The organism is Parabacteroides acidifaciens (assembly GCF_003363715.1).
Lineage (GTDB): Bacteria > Bacteroidota > Bacteroidia > Bacteroidales > Tannerellaceae > Parabacteroides > Parabacteroides acidifaciens.
In genome coordinates this window covers 72,117-95,593 of record NZ_QREV01000015.1, presented here as the reverse complement: position 1 = coordinate 95,593, position 23,477 = coordinate 72,117, and the positions used below count along the sequence as shown (strand labels likewise).

Sequence of the window (23,477 nt, the reverse complement as noted above, 5' to 3'; positions counted from 1 at the left end):
TCAATCAGTTGTTTATACGGTCGGTTTTAATGCGATCCCGCGTCAAGCGCGGGAACGGGATAGCTCACTTTTTCTTAGAAATGAACTATTCGTTTACAGGGTGCGGTAGACTAAGACCGGGCTGCCGGGTGAAAGGGTGATGGTGAAGCTGTCTCCTGTCGCTTCGTTGAGAGTCCCTTGCCACCAAGCTGTCAGCTGGCGGTCGTTTATCGGCCAGCGGAGACCGGATGTCGTTATCCTGCCGCAGGGGGAGAGGGAGAAAAGGGATACTTGCTGCCCGGGGTGGCTGTCCAGCGTTGTTGTTTGCCGGATGGGGGTGAAGATGCCATAGTCCGAAAGCATTTCCACACGGTCGAACAGGGAGGCATAATCTGCCAATAGGGAAATGTTGCCCAGTGTATGGTCTTCGCGTAACCCGGTGGCTCCTAATATCAGGACCTCTTTTTCTCCGGATTGGCAGGCAAAACGGACGGATTTTGTCAGGTCGTTGATTTCCTGGTCTTCTACGATGTGGATACGGCCGGCATACAGTTCCCGGAAGCGGGGTTGAATGCTGTCCAGATCACCGACAATGGCTGTCGGGGTGATGCCAGCATCATGCAAAGCCTGTACGGCTCCGTCGCAGGCTATGACGACGGAGGCTTCGCGCAGCAGGCGGAGCGGCAAAGCGGTTTGCGGAAAAGTGCCGTTTGCGACGACGACGCAATTATAAGGTGCTATCATTTGTTTTTATTCCTTTCTTTTTCCAGGTGTATAATCCGACTGCAGCCAGTATGGCATAGCAAATATATAGAAACATGGTGGGATATAGTCCACGCAGGTAATAAAGATAGACGGATACGCAGTTGACGATGATCCAGAATATCCAATGCTCGATGATCCGGCGGGCCAGCATCCAGGTGGCGACGATCCCGACGGCAGTGGTAAACGCATCACCGGCAGGGATAGGCGAATCGGTGAAATTATGCAGGATATAATAGAGCAAGGCATAAATTGCAAGGATCGCGAGGGCTATTCCCGCAAAAAGCGGGGACGTCATGTTGCGGTAGAGGATTGCTTCATTCGCCGGGGCGTTCTGATTTGTTTTTTCCTCGTTTATTGCTTTTTTACGGGTCCATTGCCAGAAACCATATATGCTGATTGCGACATAATATATATTCAACCCCATGTCGGCATATATTTTTGAAAAGAAAAAGACGAACACGTAGACCAGGGAAGTCAGGAAGCCGACTACCCACATGGCGCGATGCTGCCTGATCTCTAAAAGCAGATAAAGCAATCCCGTCAATACTCCGAAATATTCCAATAATTGTTCCATATTTTTATTGTCCTATAAACCTTGCCCTCATGGCATTTGTTTAGAATGGGATTCTAAACAAAGAAGTGATGATAAAATTCTTCCTCTGTCATAATGATACATGAAGTATTTTTAGCTGTAAATAATCGGTTGAAGTGATTACGGGCTTGATTTTTGACATTTTCCTTGAATATAAAAATGTATTCCGAATGAATGGGGTATTCGGATAATGATAACAGGCAGTCTTTATGCAGACAACTTAATGGGTGGGTTTCGGTTACGTTTTTAGAATATTTCATTATATGTCTCTCCATATTGATTAATTCTATCAATGGCAATATTGAAAGAACCGAATATGTCATCAATCTCTGAGCCTAATGCTTTGTAAGCATAAGTTTCTGTTACCGTTTTTTCTGCTAAGTAGAAATTCAGGTTGTCAGATACTTTTTCTTTTTCAGCTATATATTTTAAAGCGCTGATCATATCCGGATTATGGCTGGCTATCAGGAATTTTACCCCGAGTTCTTTATTTAATAAGGTAATAATACGCGCATACTCAACAATCCATTGTGGGTGGAGATGGGCTTCGGGTTCATCTATTATTAATAATGTCTTATTGTCCAAGTAGCCATTTTTCAATAAGATTTGAAGGATCGCAAACGATTTGATACCGGTCGCGCAGTCCAGCAGGTTTATAATTAACCCATCTTTACGCTGATAGACAAAACGATTGAAAATGGATTTTGTATCAAAGGAGGCTTCCCCTTCCAATATATTTTCAGAAAGAAGTTGATAGATGTTATCCGAGTCCAGAGGCTTGTTTTCATTTTCTTTTCGGAGTGTCTCGTTCAGAAAATCCCAATGTGGTATATGGGTTGATGATAGACCAATGGCCACCGGAGTGTCGATATATAAAACCTTATCGATCGATCTGAAATGCAAAAGTCGTTGCCTCTGATAATTTGTGATGCCAACACCATATTCATATAAATTGAATTTATCAGATATATCTTCGTTGTTGAAAAAGGTTTTAAGATACCCGGTAAATGCTTCAGTACTTCTATTCCTAACACTTGCATCGGCATAATTCTGTACCTTTAAAATAGAATCCAGTATTTCATATATAAGGCTGTTCCAGTCTTTGTCTTTTGCTTCGTGAATGGCAAAATTGCTTGATAATATTGCTTTTAGCCGGGTGAAAAACGGGCCATTTTTATCTGCTTCATCCATGCTGACAGCAGTATGATAATTAGCAATAAGTGTTTGTGCAATAGTGGATATGGCAGAAATTATTTTGGGTATATTCGGAACTGTATATTGGTACTTTTCCGGTATGAAAGTATCAGGAGATGGAATTAAAGACGAAAGATCGTTTAAAATATCCGTGAATATTTCGAGTGTTTTTTTGTAAAAAGAGAGTAATGGCGTATAAATAATATCTTCGTACTGATTGATTGTCTGAATAGAATGATAGGTAAGTTTAGCGATTGTACTTTTCCCACATCCATTTTCTCCGGAAAGAACCGTAATTCCGTTTAATGCAATTTTAGCTTCCTGAATAGCTCTGAAATCCTTTATTTCTAACTCGATCAAATGTTCTGACATACGCTTACTTTTGAGATATATGTACAAATGTACGTGATAATTCCCATAACATGCAGAAAAAATATATATTTGTTTGAAAACTCATTGATTATTTGTATATTTGCGGGCGATTAAGCGAAGATGAGGAGGGGGCGGGCAGTCCCCTTCTTTTGTTCTTAACTGTATGTGTATGATTGAAAAGGACGTAATAAGTCAGTTGGTTGAAGAGAAATTAGCTTCTTCCGACAATTATTTGGTAGACGTAGTAATTAAACCGGGTAACCTGATTATCATAGAGATAGATAATGATGAGGGTGTTTGCATCGACGACTGTGTGGAGTTGAGCCGTTATGTGGAAGGTCACCTGGACCGGGATGCGGAAGACTTCGAGCTTGAAGTGGGTTCCGCCGGTATAACATCTCCATTTAAAGTGCTTCGCCAGTATGTGAAAAATATAGGCAATGAAGTGGAAATGCTGCTTAAAAACGGTACGAAGTTGGCAGGTGTATTGAAATCGGCCGATGAAAACGGGGTAGTCGTAACTGTTGAAAAACAGGTAAAACCCGAAGGTGCCAAGCGTAAGGTGACTGTACAGGAAGACCAGTCATATACATTCGATGAAATAAAATATACAAAATACTTAATAAGATTCAAGTAAAAGATTATGGCCAAGAAAGAGGAAACAATCAGTATGATTGACACACTTGCTGAGTTCAAGGAGTTGAAGAATATAGATAAGGATACGATGATCAGCGTGTTGGAAGACTCATTCCGCAACGTGATCGCTAAAATGTTCGGTACGGATGAAAATTACGACGTAATTATCAATCCTGAGAAAGGAGACTTTGAAATCTGGAGAAACCGTACGGTTGTTGCAGATGACGAACTGGAAGACTCTAACCTTCAGCTGACATTGACTGAGGCCCGTAAGATCGACGCTGATTGCGAAGTCGGCGAAGAAGTAACCGACGAAGTGCATTTTGCAGATTTCGGACGTCGTGCCATCCTGAACCTGCGTCAGACGTTAGCTTCAAAAATACTTGAATTACAGAAAGACAGCTTATTTGCTAAATATAAAGATAAAATCGGTAACATCATTGCTGCCGATGTTTATCAGGTATGGAAGAAAGAAATCCTGTTGCTGGATGACGAGGGTAATGAGTTGCTGCTCCCGAAAACAGAACAGATCCCGACAGACTTTTACCGCAAAGGTGAGACAGTACGTGCAATCGTACAACGGGTGGATAATTACAACAACAATCCGAAGATTATTCTTTCCCGTACAGACAAATTATTCCTGCAGCGTTTGTTTGAACTCGAAGTGCCTGAAATCAATGATGGTCTGATCACTATCAAGGCAATAGCCCGTATTCCGGGAGAGAGAGCAAAAGTAGCCGTAGAGTCGTACGACGACCGTATCGATCCGGTTGGCGCCTGCGTCGGAATGAAGGGTTCCCGTATTCACGGTATCGTTCGCGAGCTGAGAAACGAGAATATCGATGTAATTAATTATACATCCAATGTATCGCTGTTTATCCAGCGTGCATTAAGCCCGGCTAAAATTTCCTCTATACGAGTGAACGAAGAAGAACATAAGGCAGAGGTTTATCTTCGTCCTGAAGAAGTTTCATTGGCTATCGGTAAGGGTGGTTTGAATATCAAACTGGCCTGTATGTTGACCGAATATGCAATTGACGTATTCCGCGATGTGGAAGGTGCAGATGAAGAAGACATCTACTTGGATGAATTCTCGGATGAAATCGATGCTTGGGTTATCGAAGCGCTGAAAAATACAGGATGCTATACCGCGAAGAGCGTGTTAGCGATGAGCCGCGACGAGATAATTGAACGTGCCGACCTCGAAGAACAGACTGTTGACGAGGTACTTGCTATCTTATCTGCCGAATTTGAAGAAGAGGTTGAAGAGAGAGAAGAAAAAGAAGAGGATGAAACTCAGGAATAAGTATTACGACAAAGTTTGATATGCCCATAAAATTAATACAAGTACAAAGGAAATTAAATGTAGGAATCAACACAGTTGTTGATTTCTTACGCAAGAAAGGGTTCGAGGTTGAGGATAACAATCCCAACACGCGAATCGGTGATGAACAGTATGCTTTGCTCGTAAAAGAGTTTGGTAAAGATTTACCGGACGGAGGGCGTGAGCGTGAGCGGGTTGTGCCCGAACGCCCTCATAAGGAAATTGCTTCTGTGAAAGAAGAAAGGAATTCGGAAATAAAGACTGTGATACCGGAAGAATTCAAGCCCAAAATTGTTACAAAGGGCCGGATCGATCTGGACAGACCGCATAAAAGAACACAGGAAGAACGACCTGAACCGGTTTCTGCTCCTGTGGAAAAGAAAGTAGAGGTGCCAGTGGAGGCTCCTGCTGCAAAAACTGCTGAAGCTCCGGCTCCGGAGGTGAAAACCCCGGAAGTAAAAGTGCCTGAGGTGAAAGTTCCGGAAGTAACACAGCAGCCAGAGGAGAAAAAAGAAGAAAAAGTTATAGTAGTGGAAAAGGAACCAGCAGAAGTGGTTAAACCGGAGCCTGTAGAGGAGCCGAAAACAGCAACCATAGAGTCAACGACCGTAAATACTGAAGAGCCGGCGGCTTCTGCCGATGGCGGGTCTGACGATGAGTTATTCCGGTTGAATACTCCGAAGTTCGAGTCTAAAATCAAGGTGACAGGGAAGATTGACCTGAATGCATTAAATCAGTCTACCCGCCCTAAGAAGAAGACTAAAGAAGAGCGGAAGAAGGAACGTGATGACAAACGTGAGAGGTTTGCCGGTAATAAACCGGGACAATCGGGTAACGGTCCTTTCAACAAGGGACCGAAAGATGCAACTGCAAGACCCGGTGCTCCTGTCAAACCGGGCGAAGGTAATCAGGATGCAAAGAAAAAGCGTAACCGTATTAAGAAAGACCGGGTAGATGTTAACAATACACCGGGTACGAACGCGCGTCCGACACGTCCGAATCATTCGAACGACGATCGTAAACCCCGCTTGCGCAAGCCGGTGAAGGCGGAGATCAGTGAGGAAGATGTACAGAAGCAGGTAAAAGAGACACTGGCTCGCCTGACCAACAAAGGAAACAAGAATAACAAAGGTGCCAAGTACCGTCGTGACAAACGTGACGCCGTGCAGAAACGTGAGCACGAATTGATGGAACAGGAGGAAATGGAAAGCAAGATCCTGAAGCTGACGGAATTCGTTACAGCTAACGACCTTGCCAACATGATGGACGTTCCTGTAACCCAGGTTATCGCTACTTGTATGAGTATCGGCATCATGGTTTCCATTAACCAGCGACTGGATGCGGAGACTATTAATATTGTAGCTGAAGAGTTCGGCTTCAAGACAGAATATGTAAGTGCCGAAGTGGTGGAAGCCATCAAGGCCGATGAAGAAGACGATAATGAAGAAGACTGGGTTGCACGTCCGCCTATCGTAACCGTGATGGGACACGTCGACCATGGTAAAACTTCTTTATTAGATAACATCCGTAATGCAAACGTAATTGCCGGTGAGGCCGGAGGTATCACACAGCACATCGGTGCTTACAACGTGAAGCTGCAGAGCGGACGCCGTATTACATTCCTGGATACTCCGGGTCACGAGGCGTTTACCGCTATGCGTGCCCGTGGTGCCAAAGTAACGGATATCGCGATTATCATTGTGGCTGCCGACGATAATGTCATGCCACAGACGATTGAAGCGATCAATCATGCTTCGGCTGCCAGTGTTCCTATTGTGTTTGCCATCAATAAAATCGATAAGCCGCATGCCAATCCGGAAAAGATTAAGGAGGAACTGGCTAATATGAACTACCTGGTGGAAGACTGGGGTGGTAAATACCAGAGCCAGGAAATATCAGCCAAGAAGGGTATCGGTGTAGAGGAACTGTTGGAAAAAGTATTGTTGGAAGCCGATTTGCTCGACTTGAAGGCAAACCCGAAGAGGCGTGCCGTAGGTTCTATTATCGAATCTTCCCTGGATAAGGGACGCGGATATGTTTCTACCGTATTGGTTGAAAACGGAACTCTGAAAGTGGGAGACATCGTGCTGGCCGGTACACACTTCGGTCGTGTAAAGGCTATGTTCAACGAACGTAACCAGCGTATCGAAAAGGCCGGTCCTTCCGAACCGGCTCTGATCCTGGGATTGAACGGTGCTCCACAGGCCGGTGATACATTTAACGTACTGGAAACAGATCAGGAAGCCCGTGAGATCGCCAACCGCCGTGAGCAGTTGCAACGTGAGTTGGGTCTGCGTACGCAGAAGATGCTTACATTGGATGATATCGGCCGTCGTATTGCAGTGGGTAACTTCCAGGAATTGAATGTGATCGTGAAGGGTGACGTGGATGGTTCCGTAGAAGCTCTGTCCGACTCGTTGATCCGTCTGTCGACAGAAGAAATCCAGGTGAACGTTATTCATAAGGCTGTCGGCCAGATTTCCGAATCGGATGTCGTACTGGCTGCCGCATCAGATGCTATCATTATCGGATTCCAGGTGCGTCCGGCATTGCCTGCACGCCGAATGGCTGAAAAGGATGGTGTCGAAATCCGTCTGTACTCGATTATCTACGACGCAATCGAAGAAGTGAAGAGTGCAATGGAAGGTATGCTTTCTCCGGAAATCAAAGAAGAGATCACTGCCAATGTGGAAGTACTTCAGGTATTCAAGATCACGAAAGTGGGTACGATTGCCGGATGTATGGTACGTGAAGGTAAGATCAAACGTTCTAATAAAGTACGTGTGATTCGCGACGGTATCGTGGTTCATGCGGGAGAACTGGAATCTTTGAAGCGTTTTAAAGATGACGTGAAAGAAGTGGTTGCCGGATTGGATTGTGGTTTGAACCTTGTAAACTACAATGATATTCAGGTTGGCGATATCATCGAAGCGTACGAAGAAACAGAAATCAAGAAGACGTTATAAACATGAACTGGTTGGACATTACATTGCTATGTCTGGCAGGAATAGGATTTGTGAAAGGCCTGTTTGATGGAGTCATCAAACAGGTTGTTTCGCTTATAGCCCTATTAGTCGGAATTTTTTTCTGTACGAAAGCGGCGCTCTGGCTCAGAGGGTATATTCTGGCGTTGGGGTGGTTCCCCGAACAGGGAGTGACGGTACTCAGTTATGTGGCGGGGTTTCTGCTGATTGTGGGTGTCGTGTTGCTGGCAGGGGAGATTCTGCATCGGGTGGTAGGGGCTACGCCGCTTAGCGTATTGAACCATCTGGCAGGAGGTGTTTTCGGACTTTGTTTTATGATGCTTTTTATCAGTCTTCTGCTAAACGGTATGGAGATGATAGACAGGGGATCGGTTTTGATTCCCCGCCAGACAAAGGTCGAATCCCGCTTTTATAATTCAGTTAAAGAGATAATCCCAACTATTTACTTCCAAAATTTGTTTTTTAAGGAAGAGTAAGGAGTTGGTTTAATAATATATAATGTATAATGGAAGATTCAAACGACATATTGAATGAGGTAACGACCGGCGATTATAAATACGGGTTTGTTACCGATATCGATACGGAGGTGATTCATCGTGGATTGGATGAGGAGACCGTTCGTATTATTTCTGCCAAGAAGAATGAACCGGAGTGGTTGCTCGAGTTCCGCTTGAAAGCCTTCCGTCATTGGCAGACGTTGGAGATGCCTACTTGGCCTCACCTCGATATTCCGGCTATCGACTATCAGGATATTATCTATTACGCTGCCCCGAAGAAGAAGGAAGGGCCGAAAAGCCTTGATGAGGTTGACCCGGAATTGATGAAGACTTTCGATAAGCTGGGCATCCCTTTGCATGAACGGGCACAACTTAGCGGAATGGCTGTCGATGCCGTAATGGATAGCGTATCTGTAAAGACGACGTTTAAGGAGACACTGGCCGAGAAAGGTATTATCTTCTGTTCCTTCAGCGAAGCCGTCCAGCATCATCCCGACCTGGTACAGAAATACTTGGGAAGCGTAGTCGGCTATCGTGATAATTTCTTTGCCGCACTGAACTCGGCTGTCTTTTCCGACGGCTCGTTTGTCTACATCCCGAAAGGGGTACGTTGCCCGATGGAATTGAGTACTTATTTCCGTATCAATGCGGCAAACACCGGACAGTTCGAACGCACATTGATCGTAGCAGACGATGAGGCGTATGTCAGCTATCTGGAAGGTTGTACGGCCCCGATGCGTGATGAAAACCAGCTTCATGCCGCTATCGTCGAAATCGTAGCGCACGAACATGCCGAGGTGAAATATTCAACTGTCCAGAACTGGTATCCGGGCGATAAAGAAGGAAAGGGCGGTATCTATAATTTCGTAACCAAGCGCGGATTGTGCAAGGGCGAAGGAAGCAAAATCTCCTGGACACAGGTAGAAACGGGCTCTGCCATCACCTGGAAATATCCGAGCTGTATTTTAGCAGGCGATAATTCGGTTGGCGAGTTCTATTCCGTAGCCGTGACCAATAACTACCAGCAGGCGGATACCGGAACGAAGATGATCCATCTCGGACGGAATACACGCAGCACGATCGTATCGAAAGGTATTTCCGCCGGACATAGCCAGAACAGCTATCGTGGACTGGTGAAAGTATCACCCCGTGCCGAAGGTGCCCGCAACCATAGCCAGTGCGACAGCTTGTTGCTGAGTTCAACCTGTGGCGCCCATACTTTCCCGTATGCCGATATTCAGAATGAAACGGCTGTGGTGGAACATGAGGCAACGACAAGCAAGATCAGTGAAGAACAGCTGTTCTATTGCCAGCAGCGCGGTATCTCGGTGGAAGAAGCGGTCGGCCTGATCGTCAACGGATATGCCCGCGAGGTGATGAACAAGCTTCCGATGGAGTTTGCTGTAGAGGCACAGAAGTTGCTGACCATTTCCCTGGAAGGGAGCGTAGGATGATTTTTTAATTGTGAATAATGAAAGCTATGTTAGAAATAAAGAACTTACATGCCAATGTCAATGGCAAAGAGATATTGAAAGGGATCAACCTTTCTGTCAAGGCGGGTGAGGTGCACGCTATTATGGGGCCGAACGGTTCCGGGAAAAGCACCTTGAGCAGTGTACTGGTAGGCAATCCGGCGTTCGAAGTAACGGAAGGGGAAGTGACCTTTAACGGGAAGAACCTGTTGGAGCTTGAACCGGAAGATCGCAGCCGCGAAGGTATTTTCCTTAGTTTCCAGTACCCGGTGGAAATTCCGGGAGTCAGCATGGTCAACTTTATGCGTGCCGCCCTGAACGAACATCGCAAATATAAAGGTTTGGAACCTGTTTCGGCTACAGATTTCCTGAAGCTGATGCGCGAAAAACGTGCGATTGTCGAGTTGGACAATAAACTGGCAAGCCGTAGTGTGAATGAAGGTTTCTCCGGTGGTGAGAAGAAGCGTAACGAGATCTTCCAGATGGCGATGCTGGAACCGAAGTTAGCTATCCTGGATGAGACGGATAGCGGACTGGATATCGATGCCCTCCGTATTGTGGCAAACGGCGTGAACCAGTTGCGTACGCCGGAAAACGCCGCTATTGTTATCACGCACTATCAACGTTTGCTGGATTATATCAAGCCCGACGTAGTCCATGTCCTTTATAAAGGCCGTATCGTTAAAACTGCTGGCCCCGAACTGGCCCTCGAACTCGAAGAAAAAGGCTACGACTGGATCAAGAAAGAGATGGGAGATGAGTAATTATGAAAGCAGAACAACAATATATCAATCTCTTTGCGCAGTGTGAGTCGATGATTTGCAAGCATGCGGCGGCGGTGATGAACTTGCCGCGTGCGGAGGCTTTGGCTGATTTTGAGCGATTAGGGTTCCCTTCGGTGAAGAGTGAAGATTATAAATATACCGATGTGGTGCAGGCTTTCGCTCCGGACTACGGGGTGAATATCAACCGCGTCGAAATCCCGGTCAATCCGTATGACGTGTTCCGTTGCGATGTCCCCAACCTGAGTACTTCGCTCTATTTTGTGGTGAACGACACTTTCTATGACAAGATGTTGCCAAAGGCGCATCTGCCCGAAGGCGTTTATGCAGGAGGCATGCGGACATTTATGGAAAAGTATCCCGAGGTTGCTTCCCGCTACTACGGAAAAGCCGCTTCAAGCGGGCGGGATGCTATCATCGCCCTGAATACGATGCTGGCGCAAGACGGCTTTGTGGTTTACGTACCGGAAGGAGTTGTGGTGGAACGTCCGATCCAGTTGGTGAATATCTTCCGTAGCGACGTCGACACAATGGCCAACCGCCGTGTCCTCGTCATTATGGAACCCCGTTCGGAAGCCAAGTTGCTGGTGTGCGACCATAGTATCGACGATGTCAAATTCCTGGCAACGCAGGTTGTCGAGATCTTTGCCGGCGAAGGAGCCTTCTTCGATTATTACGACCTGGAAGAAAGCAGCGAGTCGACCACCCGTTTCGCTTCTGTGCATGTGAAGCAGGAAGCCGGCAGCAACGTATTGGTAAACGGTATTACGCTGAATAACGGCCTTAGCCGTAACAACTATTATATCGAACTGAACGGTGAACAGGCCGAGACGACCTTGTGCGGCATGTCCATCCTGGATAAGGAGCAGCAGGTCGATACCTATAGCCATATTACACATGCCGTACCCTATTGTACCAGTAACGAATTGTTCAAAAACGTCCTGGACGACCATGCTGTCGGCGCTTTCAGCGGACGTATCCTGGTGAAGGAAGATGCGCAGAAGACGGCAGCCTATCAGACGAACCGCAATCTCTGTGCAACCCGTGAAGCCCGTATGTACAGCAAGCCGCAGTTGGAGATTTATGCCGACGATGTGAAATGTTCACATGGCATGACAACCGGTCAGCTGGATGAAAATGCTCTGTTCTATATGCAAAGTCGTGGCATTCCCCGTGATGAGGCACGTATGCTGTTGAGCGTAGCTTTCACATCGGATGTAATCGACCATGTACGTTTGGATGCATTGAAGGACCGTTTGCACAAATTGGTAGAAAAACGTTTCCGGGGAGAACTGGCCAAATGTGCCGGTTGTCGGGTTTGTAAATAAATATAATCTATGCAGCTAACACATATCGCAATCTGGACAAACGAGCTGGAACGCTCGCGTGACTTCTATGTCAAGTACTTTAGTGGGAAAAGCAATGAGAAGTATGTAAATCCGAAGAAAGGCTTTGCCTCTTATTTCGTAACATTCGAGGGAGGCGCTTCCCTTGAAATTATGCAGCGTGCGGATATTACCCGGGAGAGTACGGATGTTTTTATTGGTCTTGCCCATTTCGCCTTCTCTGTCGGATCGAAAGAAAAGGTCGATGCAATGATCGAACGGTTTCGTTCGGACGGTTTCCGGATTACGGGTGAACCGCGTACAACCGGTGACGGCTATTATGAGGGTGCCGTGATGGATCCGGATGGGAATATTGTGGAGGTGATTGCCTGACCTAATTCAGATAAGTCAGGAAAGCCAGCAGGGGAATGTAGTCTTTCAAGTTGGCGTGAAGTTTTTTCAACGCTTGGGCAATATGGTATTCCACTCCTTTGGTTGTCATATTAAGAGCTTCTGCAATTTCTTTATGTGACTTGTTTTCATAGCGGCTCATGATAAAGATACGGCGAGTCTGTTTAGGCAGGCTTGCCAGTGTTTTATTGACGATCTCCTGAGCTTCCGCCGTAAACAGTTCTTCAGGGTTACAGGCTTCAAGTGTGGAGATGCGTGTGTTTAGTTCCCATTCGGCGTGGTTTTTCAATTGCTCGCCAACATCTTCCCTGACTTGTATATGTTGCAGGTAATTGAGGCATTTGCGCTTAATGATAGTGAGTATGTAGGCCGGGATGTTGGAGTCGGCTTTTAAAGACTGGCGGTTTTCCCAGTATTGCATTAAAGCCTCTATAGTGAAATCTTCCGCTACGGCTATATCTCTCACATACATATTAGCGAAGCGGATAAACCGCCCCTGATAATCTGCAAATAATTGATTGAAAGCCTTTAAGTCTGCTGAATATTCCATACTTCCTCTATCTTAATAGATTAGCATGTAAATATAGTAAATATTAAAGGAAATGCTATATATATTTATTTCAGATAGATAATCTTTCCTGTTTTTGCCGACTCTCTTGCTGCATCGAGAATTTCCATCACGATCAGATTGTTCTCTAATGTGGATTGCGGATCCTCCTGCGCTTTCCCCTTTACCACTGCACAGAAGTAGGAGTAAGGATTATCATAGGGGGCAGGACGGGCAGCCGGATTGAGTTGTCGGACCGGTGACTTCTCGCCTGTCCGGATCAGCAGCGTTTCCTTGTCCGGTATCTGGATATAACCGCTTTTCCCGTATATCTCGGAAGTCTTCATATTGATCGGCCAGTTCCAGGAGGCTTCGATGATGCATTGGGCTTTCGGATAGGTCAGGATAACAGTGGCCTGGTCTTCCACTTCTTCGTATTGATCCGGCTTGATGGTCTGGAAGGCGGATACGACTGATACCGGTTTCTGGTTTCCCATCAGCCAAGTCATCAGGTTAGCGCCGTAGCAACCGAAATCCATCACGGCGCCTCCACCGTTTAAGACCGGGTCTTTAATCCAGGGGATCATTTCCGGATGTGTGTTGCGTTCTACCGGACCGGTATGTCCATCCCGGAAAATAGCTTTACGTATATCTCCGATTTCTCCGTTCCGTATAAGTTGTGCGGCTTCCTCATGGGAGCCATACCAGGTAGTTTCGTAATTGGTCAGCAGATGTATCTGGTACCGGGCGGCAAGATCGGCCATCTCGCGGGCCTGTTCGCTACTTGTAGCCAATGGCTTTTCAACCATGATGTGCACTTTTTTAGGAGCGAAGAACCGGACCACATCCTGGTGGTAATAGGTCGCGTTGAAGCAGGCAACAGCCTCGGGATGTTGTTTGTCGTAAAGTTCCTGCATCGTGGGATATACGATATCCATGCTGAAACCGAACCGTTTGGACATGCGTTCCGCCAACTGTTTGTTCGGTTCGACAATACCGGCTATGACATAAGGTTTGTTTTTGTCATTCAAAACGCCCCCCACATGCGAGTGCGTCAGCCCGATGATTCCTAATCTGACGGGTATGTCCTGCCCGGCCTTTACCGTCAGGGCGGTGAGGCAGAGCAGGAGTATATAAATTATTCTTTTCATACGTTGTTATTTTATAAACCGAGTGAAGGAGGAAGCGATTCGTTGGAAGATGCCCATTCTTTGTTGGGTGTATCTCCCATGACAAATGAGAGTGTGCCTCCGTTCATAATATCTTTATGGAGGATGTAGCTCTTGTCGTATGGTTGGCCATTAAGTGTGGCAGACTGGATGTATATGTTCTTGTCCGATGCCCCTTTGGCTTCGATTGTGAATTTCTTTCCGTTTTCGAGGGTGATTACACTTTCTTCAAATGTCGGACTGCCGATCACGTAGTATGGCATACCCGGGCAAACCGGATAGAAGCCGACCATGCTGAACACCAGCCAGGCAGACATCTGTCCGGCATCGTCATTACCGGAAAGTCCGTCGGGAGTCGTGAAGTATTCGCGGTTGATGATGTCATGCACCCACTTCTGCGTCTTCCAAGGTTCGCCGGCATAGGCGAAAAGGTAGGCGATGTGGTGTCCCGGTTCATTGCCGTGCCAGTAGTAGTCGCCTTCGAAGAAAGTATCCAACCGATCGATGAAACGTTCTTTTCCACCCATCTGCTGCATGAGCCCGGCGATGTCTTGCGGAACATACCAAGTATAATGGTAAGGAGTGCCTTCCGTTATGAAATTGACAAAATCATAAGGGGCGAAGGGTTCAATCCAGCTTCCGTCGGCATGCCGTCCACGCGCATAGCCTGTTTCGGGATCGATAACGTTGCGGTAGTTTTCCGCCCGCTTGATCAGTGCGTTATAATCGTCCGTTTTACCTAACTTCTTGGCTACTTGTGAGAGGACGAAATCGTCATAAGCATATTCCAGCGTGCGGGAAACCTGTTCGCGGCGGTGGAAAGCTTCCATAACAGGGTCTTCCAGCGGGACGTAGTTATATTTCAAGTAAGATTCCATCGCCCGGCGTCCTTTTCCGTCGCGGTAGCTGTTGGAATCCGTATTGGCTTCAAAGGCGTTCTTGCGCATCAAGGTGTAAGCCTCTTCGTAGTCGAAGCCCGGCGCATCTTTGACGATAGCGTCTCCGATCATGGCGATACAATGGTCTCCGATCATCGCAGCCGTGTAGCTGTTCCAGGATGGGAAGATCGGCAGCCAGCCGCCTTGTTGTCCTTTCAAGACGAGCGAATGGGCCATATCGCCATTACGTGTCGGGTTCAGGATGGAGAAGAGGGGATGAACGGCACGGTATGTGTCCCATTGTGAGAAATCACAGTAATAAGTGCCGTGGTCCATCTTCATGATTTGTTCTCCGCCGTCGAATTTCGGATAAGAACCATCCGTGTCGCTAAATGTACGTGGCAGGAAATGAGCGTTGTATAGGGCAGAATAGAATTTGACTTTCTCTTCTTCGTTATTCCCTTTTACGGCAATTTGTCCCAATGCCTGGTTCCAAGTGTCGGAAGATGCCCGGCGTACTTTGTCGAAGTCCCATCCCGGTATCTCGGCGATAAGGTTCTTGCGTGCATTTTCTATGCTTGTGAAAGATGTGCCCACTCTGACCAGTGCTTTCCCCGGTTTGTCGGAGGCCAGTTTTACCCAGGCACCGACGTTGTGTTTCCGGCCTTGCGTTGACTTCTTGCCTGAGGTCACAGCTGTACTGTCCCAAACGCCGTAATCGGCGATCTCTTCATTCAGCTGAATGACGAAATAGCCGCTGAATCCGGCCTCTTTGCCGCGTCCCTGATAGATACGGTGTACGGGATTATAGCCGGTAATTTCTTTTTTCTCCGGATCGATTTGAATAAAGGCGACACCTTCGTCGCTGTTCGGTTCGATCACGATGTAATGCTCACCGTCTTGTTGAAAGGTGAACTGCATGATACCGGCACGGGAAAGTCCGGTCAGTTCGGCATGTATGCCGTAATCTTTCAAGTCGACTGTGTAATATGAAGGGGTTGCTGTTTCTGCTGTGTGGTCGAAAGATGAGGCGCGTTTGAGCGGGTCTGTCTCGAGTTTGTTATTTAGCGGCATGATTGTGACACTCCCGTAGTCTTGTGTGCAGGAACCGTTCATCCAGTGGCTTGCCCGGAATCCTTGGATTGCATCTTGAAAATAATAGTAGGGCGGATAACATTTCTGTTCGGTAGCTTGTGTCTGTGCCACCCAGTTGGTCATACCATGGGGAACACCGACGGCCGGCATGATCTGTCCGCGTTCTTCCGTCGAGTTTTTGTCTTTTCCCTGTACGACACGGATATCCGTACCTATCAACGGGTTTACGTACTTTTCAAATTTGTTGTCTTGTTGGTTGCAAGAGAATAAACACAATGTGCTTAATAAAACTGTCCAGGTCTTCATGAGATTAGAATTGTTGATTGTGGCAAAGATAGAATTTTAGTTATCAATTAACAAATTACAAGTGGCGGGGAAGACTCCCCACCACTTGTCTTCTATGTAATATCGAATTGCTTATTAGTTAATTTCTCGATTCGATCTTATAATCGTTCTGTGTCAACTTCGGATTCACGTCGATCTGTTTCTGTGGGATCGGGCAGGTCAGATTTGTCTCGTTCAAGGAGAAACCTTTGCTTTTCATTACTTCAACAGCCCGTCCGGTACGGATGAGGTCGAACCAACGATGATTTTCGAAGGCCAGTTCCACACGACGTTCCTGTTCCACCATCCGTTCGAACTGAGTCTTGTCGGTGGTCTGCAGGTCAACCGGAGATGTCTCTGTTGTCTGATATCCGAAACCACGGCGGCGTGTCATGTTCAGATACTTGCAGGCTTCAGCCGTCTTACCGTTCTGGTTCAGTGCTTCTGCATACATCAGAATCACATCGGCATAACGGATTACCGGATAGTTGTTGCTGGCATCGTTACCCTGATAAGGAACGTCCATAAACTTGCGAACATAGCGCGATTCTACCCATTCATCGTTCTTACGATTGTCATTATAGCCTAACGACATGGAGAAATCACGGCGCAGGTCACCTTCTTCATATGCGTTATAGATATCCATTTCCGGAATATTGTTACCGCCTGTACCACCAACCGTCACTACGTTCGTTCCTGAGTTTTCGGGTGCGAAGTTGTTGGCATAGTTGGAACCTTCACCGTAACCGCCTTTCAGGAACTGTATTTCGAAGATTCCTTCTTTGCTGTTATGGTTAACCGGGCTGAACACATCCTTATAACCGTCGATATTCAGGCTGCCTGCCGTATTCTCCAGTAAACCGTAACGTCCGCTGTTGATCACTTCGCCCAGGATTGCTTCTGCTTCTGCATATTTGTGCAGTGTCATGTAGACTTTACCCAGCAATGCTTTTGCTGCGCCCTGTGTGGCACGTCCGTCTTCCGCCGTCGGATAGGATGCCGGCAGACCCTGTGCTTCTTTCAGGTCGGCGATGATCTGGTTGTACACATTGTCTTTCGGTTCGCGCAGAATGTCGTAGGATTCCGAGATACTGATCTCTTTCAATACCAAAGGAACGTCGCCGTAAACGCGTACCAGATTGAAATACATTAGGGCGCGGATAAATTTACATTCCAGTTTGTACCGGTTTGCCAAGTCGGCGTTGATTGTGATACCGTCGATACGTCCCAATACCGTGTTTGTACGGTTGATTACTTTATAGGCCGCTTTCCAGAAATCGGCTATATAGCTGTTCTGGGTGTCGATATAGAATTTGTCGAACTCATCCTGGCTGGTCACAGAACCAGACAGCTGGTTACGGGTATTGTCGGAAGGTATTTCGCCGAATACATACCAGTTACCGTAGATGTTGCTTTCCTGCATGGAGGAGTAAGCTCCGTTTACCGCTGAGGTAATGTCGTCGGCGGTCTTGTAGAAATCGTTTTCACTTAAATCCGTTTGCGGATTCTGCTCCAGGAAATCGCTGCAAGAAGAAAAGCCGATTCCCAGCAAGGCTATTGCGATCAGATTATATTTTAGTTTCATAATTCGTCTGCTATTTAAAAGGTTACGTTAATACCGAAAGTACAGGTGCGATATAGCGGGTACATACCGTAGTCGGTACCGGGCGCTGTTACATTGTCTTCCTTGAAACTTGTTTCCGGGTTGTAGCCGCTATAACTTGTGATCGTCAGCAGGTTCTGTGTAGAAACATAGAGGCGTGCCCGTTGCATACCGCATTTTTTTGTAAATGCATCTGGCAAGGTGTAACCGACAGTCAGGTTGTTGACACGGAGGAAAGAACCGCTTTCCACCCAACGGGAAGAGATGGCATTGTTCTGTCCGGTCGGCTGTGAGTTAGCTCTCGGAATCCATCCGCTACCCGGGTTTGTTTCTGATTGCCAGCGTCCCATCATTTCCTTCAACTGATTCTGGTTACCTTCACCCTGTGTGTAGAAACGTCTTCCCAAATGCAATACATCATTTCCGACAACCCCCTGTAAAGAGATGCTGGCGTCAAAGTTTTTGTATGCGAAAGTATGTGTCATACCCCAAGTGAAGTCCGGCATGTTGTTACCGATAATGGTACGGTCGTCCGCGTCGATTTTCTGGTCTCCGTTGACATCTTCGAACATGACATCTCCCACATGTGTATCAGCCAGATGCGGATAAGAATTCAGTTCGTCTTGCGTCTTGAAGATACCCAGCATCTTATATCCGTAGAAGGAACCGATCGGTTGGCCGATCATCGTAATATGTGTCGTTCCTGCTCCACCGTCGCTTAAGATCGGGTCACCTGTCGGGCCTAAAGCCAATACCTTGTTACGGTTGACAGAGATATTTCCGGTTGCATCCCAAGTAAAGTCCTTGCTTCTGAACGGAATACCGCTAAGTGTGATTTCAAGACCTTTGTTACGCATCTTACCGATGTTCTGCATGGCTTTGTCGAATCCGGTAATAGTCGGAATGTCAACATTCATCAACAGATCGGTAGTCTTGCGGTAATACAGGTCGAGAGACAGTGACAAACGGCTGTCCAAGACAGAGACTTCAAAACCCAAGTCGGTCTGACGTGTTTTTTCCCAGGTAAGGTCTGCATTGGAGAAACTTTTTTGAGCTGCACCGTTTACAATATTTCCTGTTCCTGTTCCCAATACATAATTGGCATTTTCCATGATACCGATAGAAGCGTAATCGCCGATATTGTTATTACCGGTGATACCGTAGCTGGCACGGATCTTCATGTCTGACAACCATTTCACGTCCTTCAGGAAATCTTCCTGTGACAGACGCCATGCTACAGACCCGGAAGGAAAGTAACCGTAGCGGTTGTTCTTACCGAAGCGAGAGGAACCGTCGGCACGGATAGATGCTGTCAGGTAATATCTGTTGTCGTAGCGATAGTTCACACGTGCCAGGTAAGAAAGCAATGTCCAAGTGTTTCGTTCGGATTTACTGCTTTTTACAGTCGCATTGTTGATCGTCTGGATCTGGTCGTTCGGGAAATCGGAACCCGTAGCTTCTGTGTACCGGTAGATGTTCTTCTGTGCGGTAAAACCGGCGACAGCATCGAGTTCATGTTTGTCCCATGAACCGAAGTAAGTAATGGTATTTTCATTCAACCAGTTTACAATTTCGGTGGATTTTTCTGTTGCTTTTCTTTCCGTAGAAGGAAGGGGAGCGACGTTTCCGTTGTTCGGAATGGTTGCCGGGCGGAAATATTCACCTCTGTATTCGCGGATGTCGGCACCGATCGTTGATTTCAGTTTCAGGTTTTTCATCAAGGAAAGTTCGATGTAACCGTTACTGAAGAGACGGAGATCTGTGTCATAATTGTGGATATGAGTCAGTGCAACTGCATTCGGTACTCCGGTCAAACCGTCGCTAGCGACAGCGTACATGGCCTGAGAGGCCCATGTACCATCTTCATTATATACAGGTACGACGGGTGATGTTGCCAGTGCCGCGTTGATAACACCGTCACTTGCCCAGTGGCCCTGGGTCGTCTTGTTGGCATTCATATAGGTAGGAGCCAAGTTGACACCCATCTTCAACCAACTGTTCAGTTCGCTGTCGATTTTAGCTCTGGCCGAGAAACGTTCGTAATCACTGTTGATCACGACACCTTCCTGTTTGAAATAGCCGGCGGAGAACATATACTTGGTCTTTTCGTCACCACCTGTCACTGTCAACTGGTAGTTCTGTACCGGAGAAGTGCGGAAAATTTCATCTTGCCAGTCTGTTCCGGCTCCCAAAGAAGCGATATAGGACGCATCGTCGTAGATGCCCGGATAGCGATAGCGGTTTCCGGAAGGACGCATGCTCAGCGGATCACTGGCGGATGCTCCCGGAACGGATTCTACGTAGTGGTTGTTGAAGGCTTCCCGGCTGAATTCCACAAATTCCTGTGCATTCATCAGGTCCATCTTTTTTGTTACGTTCTGGAAACCTGCATAGATATCCAGGCTGACACTTACTTTACCGGCCTTTCCTGATTTGGTTGTGACCAGTACGACGCCGTTTGCAGCACGCGAACCGTAGATGGCTGCTGCGGAAGCATCTTTCAACACTTCGATTGATTCAATGTCATTCGGGTTGATTGCATTCAGGTTCTGTTCTCCCAAAGGATATCCGTCGACAACATACAACGGAGCGCTGGATGCGGTGATAGAGCCGGATCCACGTACGCGGATCGTGGCAGCCTGTCCCGGTTGTCCACCTACCTGCTGCACCTGTACACCGGCGAGTTTACCGGCCATTGCTTCTGTCGGGTGAGAGACCTTCAGGTCTTTCAAAGAGTTGCTTCCCACTTGTGCCACAGCGCCTGTCAAATCTTTTTTCTTCATCACGCCGTAGCCGACTACTACTACTTCGTCCAGCGCTTCGGAATCTTCCTGAAGAGTAATATTGAAAGACGTCTGGTTGCCTACACGTATTTCCTGCGAAGTAAAGCCGATATAGGAAACGACAAGGACTGCGTTGGCGGGCACATTCTCGAGTGTGAATTTACCGTCCATGTCCGTAATGTTCCCGTTTGTCGTACCTTTCACAATGATGTTGGCTCCGGCAATCGGGCCTAATGCATCTTGTACGACTCCGGTGATGGTCTTCCCGTTTTGCTGCATGTCGGCAGGCAACGGGTTCAGTTTTGTTTTAGAAAGGATTATCTGCCGGTCGGAAATATAATACTTGGTATTAGTCCCGGAAAAAATCTGTTCAAGAATCTTGTCTACTTGCTGCTCTTTGGCATTGACTGAGACTTTGCGGTTCAAATCAATCGATTTGTCCATGTAAAAGAAGATGTACTCGCTTTCCTTTTCTATTTTGTTGAGGACATCTTTGACTGTTAAACTATTAGATTCGATCGTGAAAAAAGTCCGTTGCGAATATATGTCAGCCGCAAAGCAGACTCTGATTCCCATAAATAAGAGAAATAGGCAAAAACTAAGCCTTGTGTTATTTTTCATATTTCTATGGAGATTTAGGTGAATAAATTAAATAATACATTAGAATAAAAACTGTCTGTGATAATTTAAGGATCCATAATTGAATGATTTAATGTTTAACATTGATTTTTATACTCTCATTTTTGTTCTCAATTTCAAGTGGAATTGCCCTTTTCAGTGAATTCAGTACGTCTTCAAGGTTATCTTTAAGATCCAGCTTTCCGCTGCAACTAAGATCGTTGTCCGTATTATCACAGTAAATCAGTGTACCGTAATAGCGGGATAGCTTTCGCAAAATCACATTGAGCGATTCGTGGTGGAACTGGTAATAACCATCTTTCCAGGCTACATAATCATTTATATCGACCGTTGAAATCTTTCCTTTCTGCAACCGGCCGTCATAGTGGAACATTTGGTTGGGAGCTAACAGGCTTTTATTTTTATTGTCCGTATTAACTTCCACTTTGCCTTCGACCAGGACGACTTGCATGTTGTTTTCATTTTTGTAGGCACTTACATTGAATTTAGTACCCAGGACTTTAATTTCCATTTGTTTCGTCTTTACGATAAAGGGCCTTTTGGCATCATGGCTGACTTCCAGGAATATCTCTCCTTCAACAAATATCTCTCTTTTCTCGTTGGCGAAAGCAACCGGGTAAACCACTTTCGTGTCTGAGTTAACCCATATCTTCGTCCCATCGGAAAATGTAACGGAGGAACGTTTCCCTACGGGTACTACTAATTGATTATATGCCGGTTGAGTACTTTCTTGTTTTTCCAATTCTACTTTCTTGGAATTGACATTTACTTGCCCTTCTTTTTTATATTCCAGTTGCGCCTCGTCTCCTTCGAGATCCATTTTCTCATTATTATCGAGGATTAACTGTACTTTTTGGGAAGCACTGTCCGGAATATTTATAGATTCGATAATTGCCAGATAGTCCGTGCCCTGTTTTTTCGGCTCAAAAGCCATATACCATCCGACAGCAAACAAAAGCGTGATGGTCGCAGCAATACTGAAAACTTCTCTTATGATCCGGGAACGTCTGTTTTTTCTTTCCGTCTCGATATTAGTCTGTTCAATCTGTTGCCACAATGTATTTTCTTCCGTGCTTGTCAAAGAAGGGATCTCCGTATCTTTTTCTAATGCGTTCAGTAAAAGACGGGCGATTTCGATCTCGGCAGCCAGTGGTTCGTTTTCCTCCATAAGATTTTGCCAAAAGAGGCGGCTCTCTTCTGTCGGATGTAGCTCTGACTGCAAAAAGTAATCGTCATTCAGGAGCTGGTCTGCTGAGTATTTTGTATAATCTTTATGCATCTGATGCGTGCTTGCTTTCTATAAGGACAAAGCATCCCTCTATTTATACTCACTTAAAATGATATTTTTTTTAATTAATGTGCGAGATAGGTCAGGATAAGCAGGAATATCTCCGGAGAACCATATTCTTCCCGGATTTTTTTCAGCGAACGCTGGATCAGGTTTTGTGCTGACTGGTAGTTCATGTCCATCATGGTACAGATTTCATCAAAACTAAGTTCTTGAATGTAGCGGTAATAAATGATTTCTTTTTGGCGGGGAGTCAGTATATTCAATATTTCCTGTATCTTTTTCTGCTGGTTTGCATATTGTTCGTTATCCAGATATTGTTCTTCGACACTCAATCCCAATGCGAATGGAACTGCTTCGCTGTCATAAGGTGTATAGCGGTCTTCGCGGTATAACGCATTGACCAGGCTGTTCTTTATGGAAATGAGGAGATAGACCTTTATGTTTCTGGGTGTGATGAGTTGCTTCCTGTTTTTGTATAACCCGGTAAATACGTCCTGGATGCAATCTTTGATCAGTTCAGTATCGGATGTAAAGCGACGCCCGTACCGGAACAACATTTGTATGTGAGCTTTATATATCCAGCTATAAGCGTTGTTATCGCCCGCCAGAAATTGATCCCATTTTATTTTACTCTCGTCTTCCCACATATTATTGTTGTCTCAGCGCAAATATAGCCTTTTTATCCTAAAATATATAGAATGAGTTTAAAAATACCTGGTATCCATCATTATATAGAATCTTATATCGTTGCATCAGGCGTTCTTTATCAAATTATCTGCCTCATTTGCCAAAATATTCCGTAGGACGGTCATGAG

General features: G+C 46.1%; 18 protein-coding genes. 8 read left to right on the top strand and 10 right to left on the bottom strand.

The window, feature by feature from the left end; translation table 11 throughout:
- Nucleotides 1-93: 93 nt before the first annotated feature.
- The 3 genes from DWU89_RS08760 to DWU89_RS08750 all read right to left on the bottom strand — a co-directional run bounded on the left by DWU89_RS08760 (nucleotide 94) and on the right by DWU89_RS08750 (nucleotide 2,902).
- A complete protein-coding gene (locus DWU89_RS08760) occupies nucleotides 94-723 on the bottom strand; it encodes a thiamine diphosphokinase (protein WP_115499270.1) in 630 nt (209 codons plus the stop codon).
- A complete protein-coding gene (gene pnuC / locus DWU89_RS08755) occupies nucleotides 707-1,318 on the bottom strand; it encodes a nicotinamide riboside transporter PnuC (protein WP_115499269.1) in 612 nt (203 codons plus the stop codon). The genes DWU89_RS08760 and pnuC overlap by 17 nt, the downstream gene beginning before the upstream one ends.
- A 264-nt stretch (nucleotides 1,319-1,582) precedes the next feature.
- Entirely contained in the window at nucleotides 1,583-2,902 is a 1,320-nt protein-coding gene (locus tag DWU89_RS08750) for an AAA family ATPase (protein WP_115499268.1), read from the bottom strand.
- A 169-nt stretch (nucleotides 2,903-3,071) separates the two neighbouring features.
- Between DWU89_RS08750 and rimP the strand changes: the two genes are divergently transcribed.
- The 8 genes from rimP to DWU89_RS08710 are packed head-to-tail and all read left to right on the top strand — an operon-like array spanning nucleotide 3,072 to nucleotide 12,315.
- Complete coding sequence (gene rimP / locus DWU89_RS08745; protein ID WP_187574927.1) at nucleotides 3,072-3,539, top strand: ribosome assembly cofactor RimP; 468 nt, start codon at nucleotides 3,072-3,074, stop codon at nucleotides 3,537-3,539.
- A 6-nt stretch (nucleotides 3,540-3,545) separates the two neighbouring features.
- Nucleotides 3,546-4,844 (top strand): transcription termination factor NusA, encoded by a 1,299-nt coding sequence (gene nusA / locus DWU89_RS08740; protein ID WP_115499266.1) that lies wholly within the window; start codon nucleotides 3,546-3,548, stop codon nucleotides 4,842-4,844.
- A 20-nt stretch (nucleotides 4,845-4,864) separates the two neighbouring features.
- Nucleotides 4,865-7,828: a translation initiation factor IF-2 gene (gene infB / locus DWU89_RS08735; RefSeq protein WP_115499265.1), complete on the top strand. Its 2,964-nt coding sequence runs from the start codon at nucleotides 4,865-4,867 to the stop codon at nucleotides 7,826-7,828.
- Nucleotides 7,829-7,830: 2 nt separating this feature from the next.
- On the top strand, nucleotides 7,831-8,322 hold the full coding sequence (locus tag DWU89_RS08730; protein WP_115499264.1) for a CvpA family protein: 492 nt from the start codon (nucleotides 7,831-7,833) through the stop codon (nucleotides 8,320-8,322).
- 29 nt (nucleotides 8,323-8,351) lie between these two features.
- A complete protein-coding gene (gene sufB, locus DWU89_RS08725) occupies nucleotides 8,352-9,797 on the top strand; it encodes a Fe-S cluster assembly protein SufB (RefSeq protein ID WP_115499263.1) in 1,446 nt (481 codons plus the stop codon).
- Between the two features lie 26 nt (nucleotides 9,798-9,823).
- On the top strand, nucleotides 9,824-10,579 hold the full coding sequence (sufC, locus tag DWU89_RS08720) for a Fe-S cluster assembly ATPase SufC (RefSeq protein ID WP_115499262.1): 756 nt from the start codon (nucleotides 9,824-9,826) through the stop codon (nucleotides 10,577-10,579).
- Between the two features lie 2 nt (nucleotides 10,580-10,581).
- Entirely contained in the window at nucleotides 10,582-11,925 is a 1,344-nt protein-coding gene (gene sufD / locus DWU89_RS08715; protein ID WP_115499261.1) for a Fe-S cluster assembly protein SufD, read from the top strand.
- A gap of 9 nt (nucleotides 11,926-11,934) precedes the next feature.
- On the top strand, nucleotides 11,935-12,315 hold the full coding sequence (locus tag DWU89_RS08710) for a VOC family protein (protein WP_115499260.1): 381 nt from the start codon (nucleotides 11,935-11,937) through the stop codon (nucleotides 12,313-12,315).
- Between the two features lies 1 nt (nucleotide 12,316).
- Here DWU89_RS08710 and DWU89_RS08705 read toward each other — a convergent pair whose 3' ends face one another.
- From DWU89_RS08705 to DWU89_RS08675, 7 genes are all read right to left on the bottom strand, one after another.
- On the bottom strand, nucleotides 12,317-12,883 hold the full coding sequence (locus DWU89_RS08705; protein WP_115499259.1) for an RNA polymerase sigma-70 factor: 567 nt from the start codon (nucleotides 12,881-12,883) through the stop codon (nucleotides 12,317-12,319).
- Nucleotides 12,884-12,948: 65 nt separating this feature from the next.
- On the bottom strand, nucleotides 12,949-14,031 hold the full coding sequence (locus DWU89_RS08700) for a Gfo/Idh/MocA family protein (protein ID WP_115499258.1): 1,083 nt from the start codon (nucleotides 14,029-14,031) through the stop codon (nucleotides 12,949-12,951).
- A gap of 11 nt (nucleotides 14,032-14,042) precedes the next feature.
- A complete protein-coding gene (locus tag DWU89_RS08695; RefSeq protein WP_115499257.1) occupies nucleotides 14,043-16,328 on the bottom strand; it encodes a GH92 family glycosyl hydrolase in 2,286 nt (761 codons plus the stop codon).
- A 118-nt stretch (nucleotides 16,329-16,446) separates the two neighbouring features.
- The gene (locus tag DWU89_RS08690; protein ID WP_115499256.1) at nucleotides 16,447-17,931 is read right to left on the bottom strand and encodes a RagB/SusD family nutrient uptake outer membrane protein; all 1,485 of its coding nucleotides are present in this window, start codon (nucleotides 17,929-17,931) and stop codon (nucleotides 16,447-16,449) included.
- A 14-nt stretch (nucleotides 17,932-17,945) separates the two neighbouring features.
- Nucleotides 17,946-21,308 carry a TonB-dependent receptor gene (locus tag DWU89_RS08685; protein ID WP_262405921.1) on the bottom strand — a complete coding sequence of 1,121 codons (3,363 nt, stop codon included), beginning with the start codon at nucleotides 21,306-21,308 and terminating at the stop codon, nucleotides 17,946-17,948.
- A gap of 133 nt (nucleotides 21,309-21,441) precedes the next feature.
- Complete coding sequence (locus DWU89_RS08680; protein ID WP_115499254.1) at nucleotides 21,442-22,650, bottom strand: FecR family protein; 1,209 nt, start codon at nucleotides 22,648-22,650, stop codon at nucleotides 21,442-21,444.
- 74 nt (nucleotides 22,651-22,724) lie between these two features.
- Entirely contained in the window at nucleotides 22,725-23,309 is a 585-nt protein-coding gene (locus tag DWU89_RS08675; RefSeq protein WP_115499253.1) for an RNA polymerase sigma factor, read from the bottom strand.
- Nucleotides 23,310-23,477 lie beyond the last annotated feature (168 nt).

Excerpts from the sequence above, each read along its gene's own strand:
- DWU89_RS08760 (WP_115499270.1), bottom strand. The coding sequence starts at position 723 with ATGATAGCACCTTATAATTGCGTCGTCGTCGCAAACGGCACTTTTCCG.
- pnuC (WP_115499269.1), bottom strand. The coding sequence starts at position 1,318 with ATGGAACAATTATTGGAATATTTCGGAGTATTGACGGGATTGCTTTAT.
- DWU89_RS08750 (WP_115499268.1), bottom strand. The coding sequence starts at position 2,902 with ATGTCAGAACATTTGATCGAGTTAGAAATAAAGGATTTCAGAGCTATT.
- rimP (WP_187574927.1), top strand. The coding sequence starts at position 3,072 with ATGATTGAAAAGGACGTAATAAGTCAGTTGGTTGAAGAGAAATTAGCT.
- nusA (WP_115499266.1), top strand. The coding sequence starts at position 3,546 with ATGGCCAAGAAAGAGGAAACAATCAGTATGATTGACACACTTGCTGAG.
- infB (WP_115499265.1), top strand. The coding sequence starts at position 4,865 with ATGCCCATAAAATTAATACAAGTACAAAGGAAATTAAATGTAGGAATC.
- DWU89_RS08730 (WP_115499264.1), top strand. The coding sequence starts at position 7,831 with ATGAACTGGTTGGACATTACATTGCTATGTCTGGCAGGAATAGGATTT.
- sufB (WP_115499263.1), top strand. The coding sequence starts at position 8,352 with ATGGAAGATTCAAACGACATATTGAATGAGGTAACGACCGGCGATTAT.
- sufC (WP_115499262.1), top strand. The coding sequence starts at position 9,824 with ATGTTAGAAATAAAGAACTTACATGCCAATGTCAATGGCAAAGAGATA.
- sufD (WP_115499261.1), top strand. The coding sequence starts at position 10,582 with ATGAAAGCAGAACAACAATATATCAATCTCTTTGCGCAGTGTGAGTCG.
- DWU89_RS08710 (WP_115499260.1), top strand. The coding sequence starts at position 11,935 with ATGCAGCTAACACATATCGCAATCTGGACAAACGAGCTGGAACGCTCG.
- DWU89_RS08705 (WP_115499259.1), bottom strand. The coding sequence starts at position 12,883 with ATGGAATATTCAGCAGACTTAAAGGCTTTCAATCAATTATTTGCAGAT.
- DWU89_RS08700 (WP_115499258.1), bottom strand. The coding sequence starts at position 14,031 with ATGAAAAGAATAATTTATATACTCCTGCTCTGCCTCACCGCCCTGACG.
- DWU89_RS08695 (WP_115499257.1), bottom strand. The coding sequence starts at position 16,328 with ATGAAGACCTGGACAGTTTTATTAAGCACATTGTGTTTATTCTCTTGC.
- DWU89_RS08690 (WP_115499256.1), bottom strand. The coding sequence starts at position 17,931 with ATGAAACTAAAATATAATCTGATCGCAATAGCCTTGCTGGGAATCGGC.
- DWU89_RS08685 (WP_262405921.1), bottom strand. The coding sequence starts at position 21,308 with ATGGGAATCAGAGTCTGCTTTGCGGCTGACATATATTCGCAACGGACT.
- DWU89_RS08680 (WP_115499254.1), bottom strand. The coding sequence starts at position 22,650 with ATGCATAAAGATTATACAAAATACTCAGCAGACCAGCTCCTGAATGAC.
- DWU89_RS08675 (WP_115499253.1), bottom strand. The coding sequence starts at position 23,309 with ATGTGGGAAGACGAGAGTAAAATAAAATGGGATCAATTTCTGGCGGGC.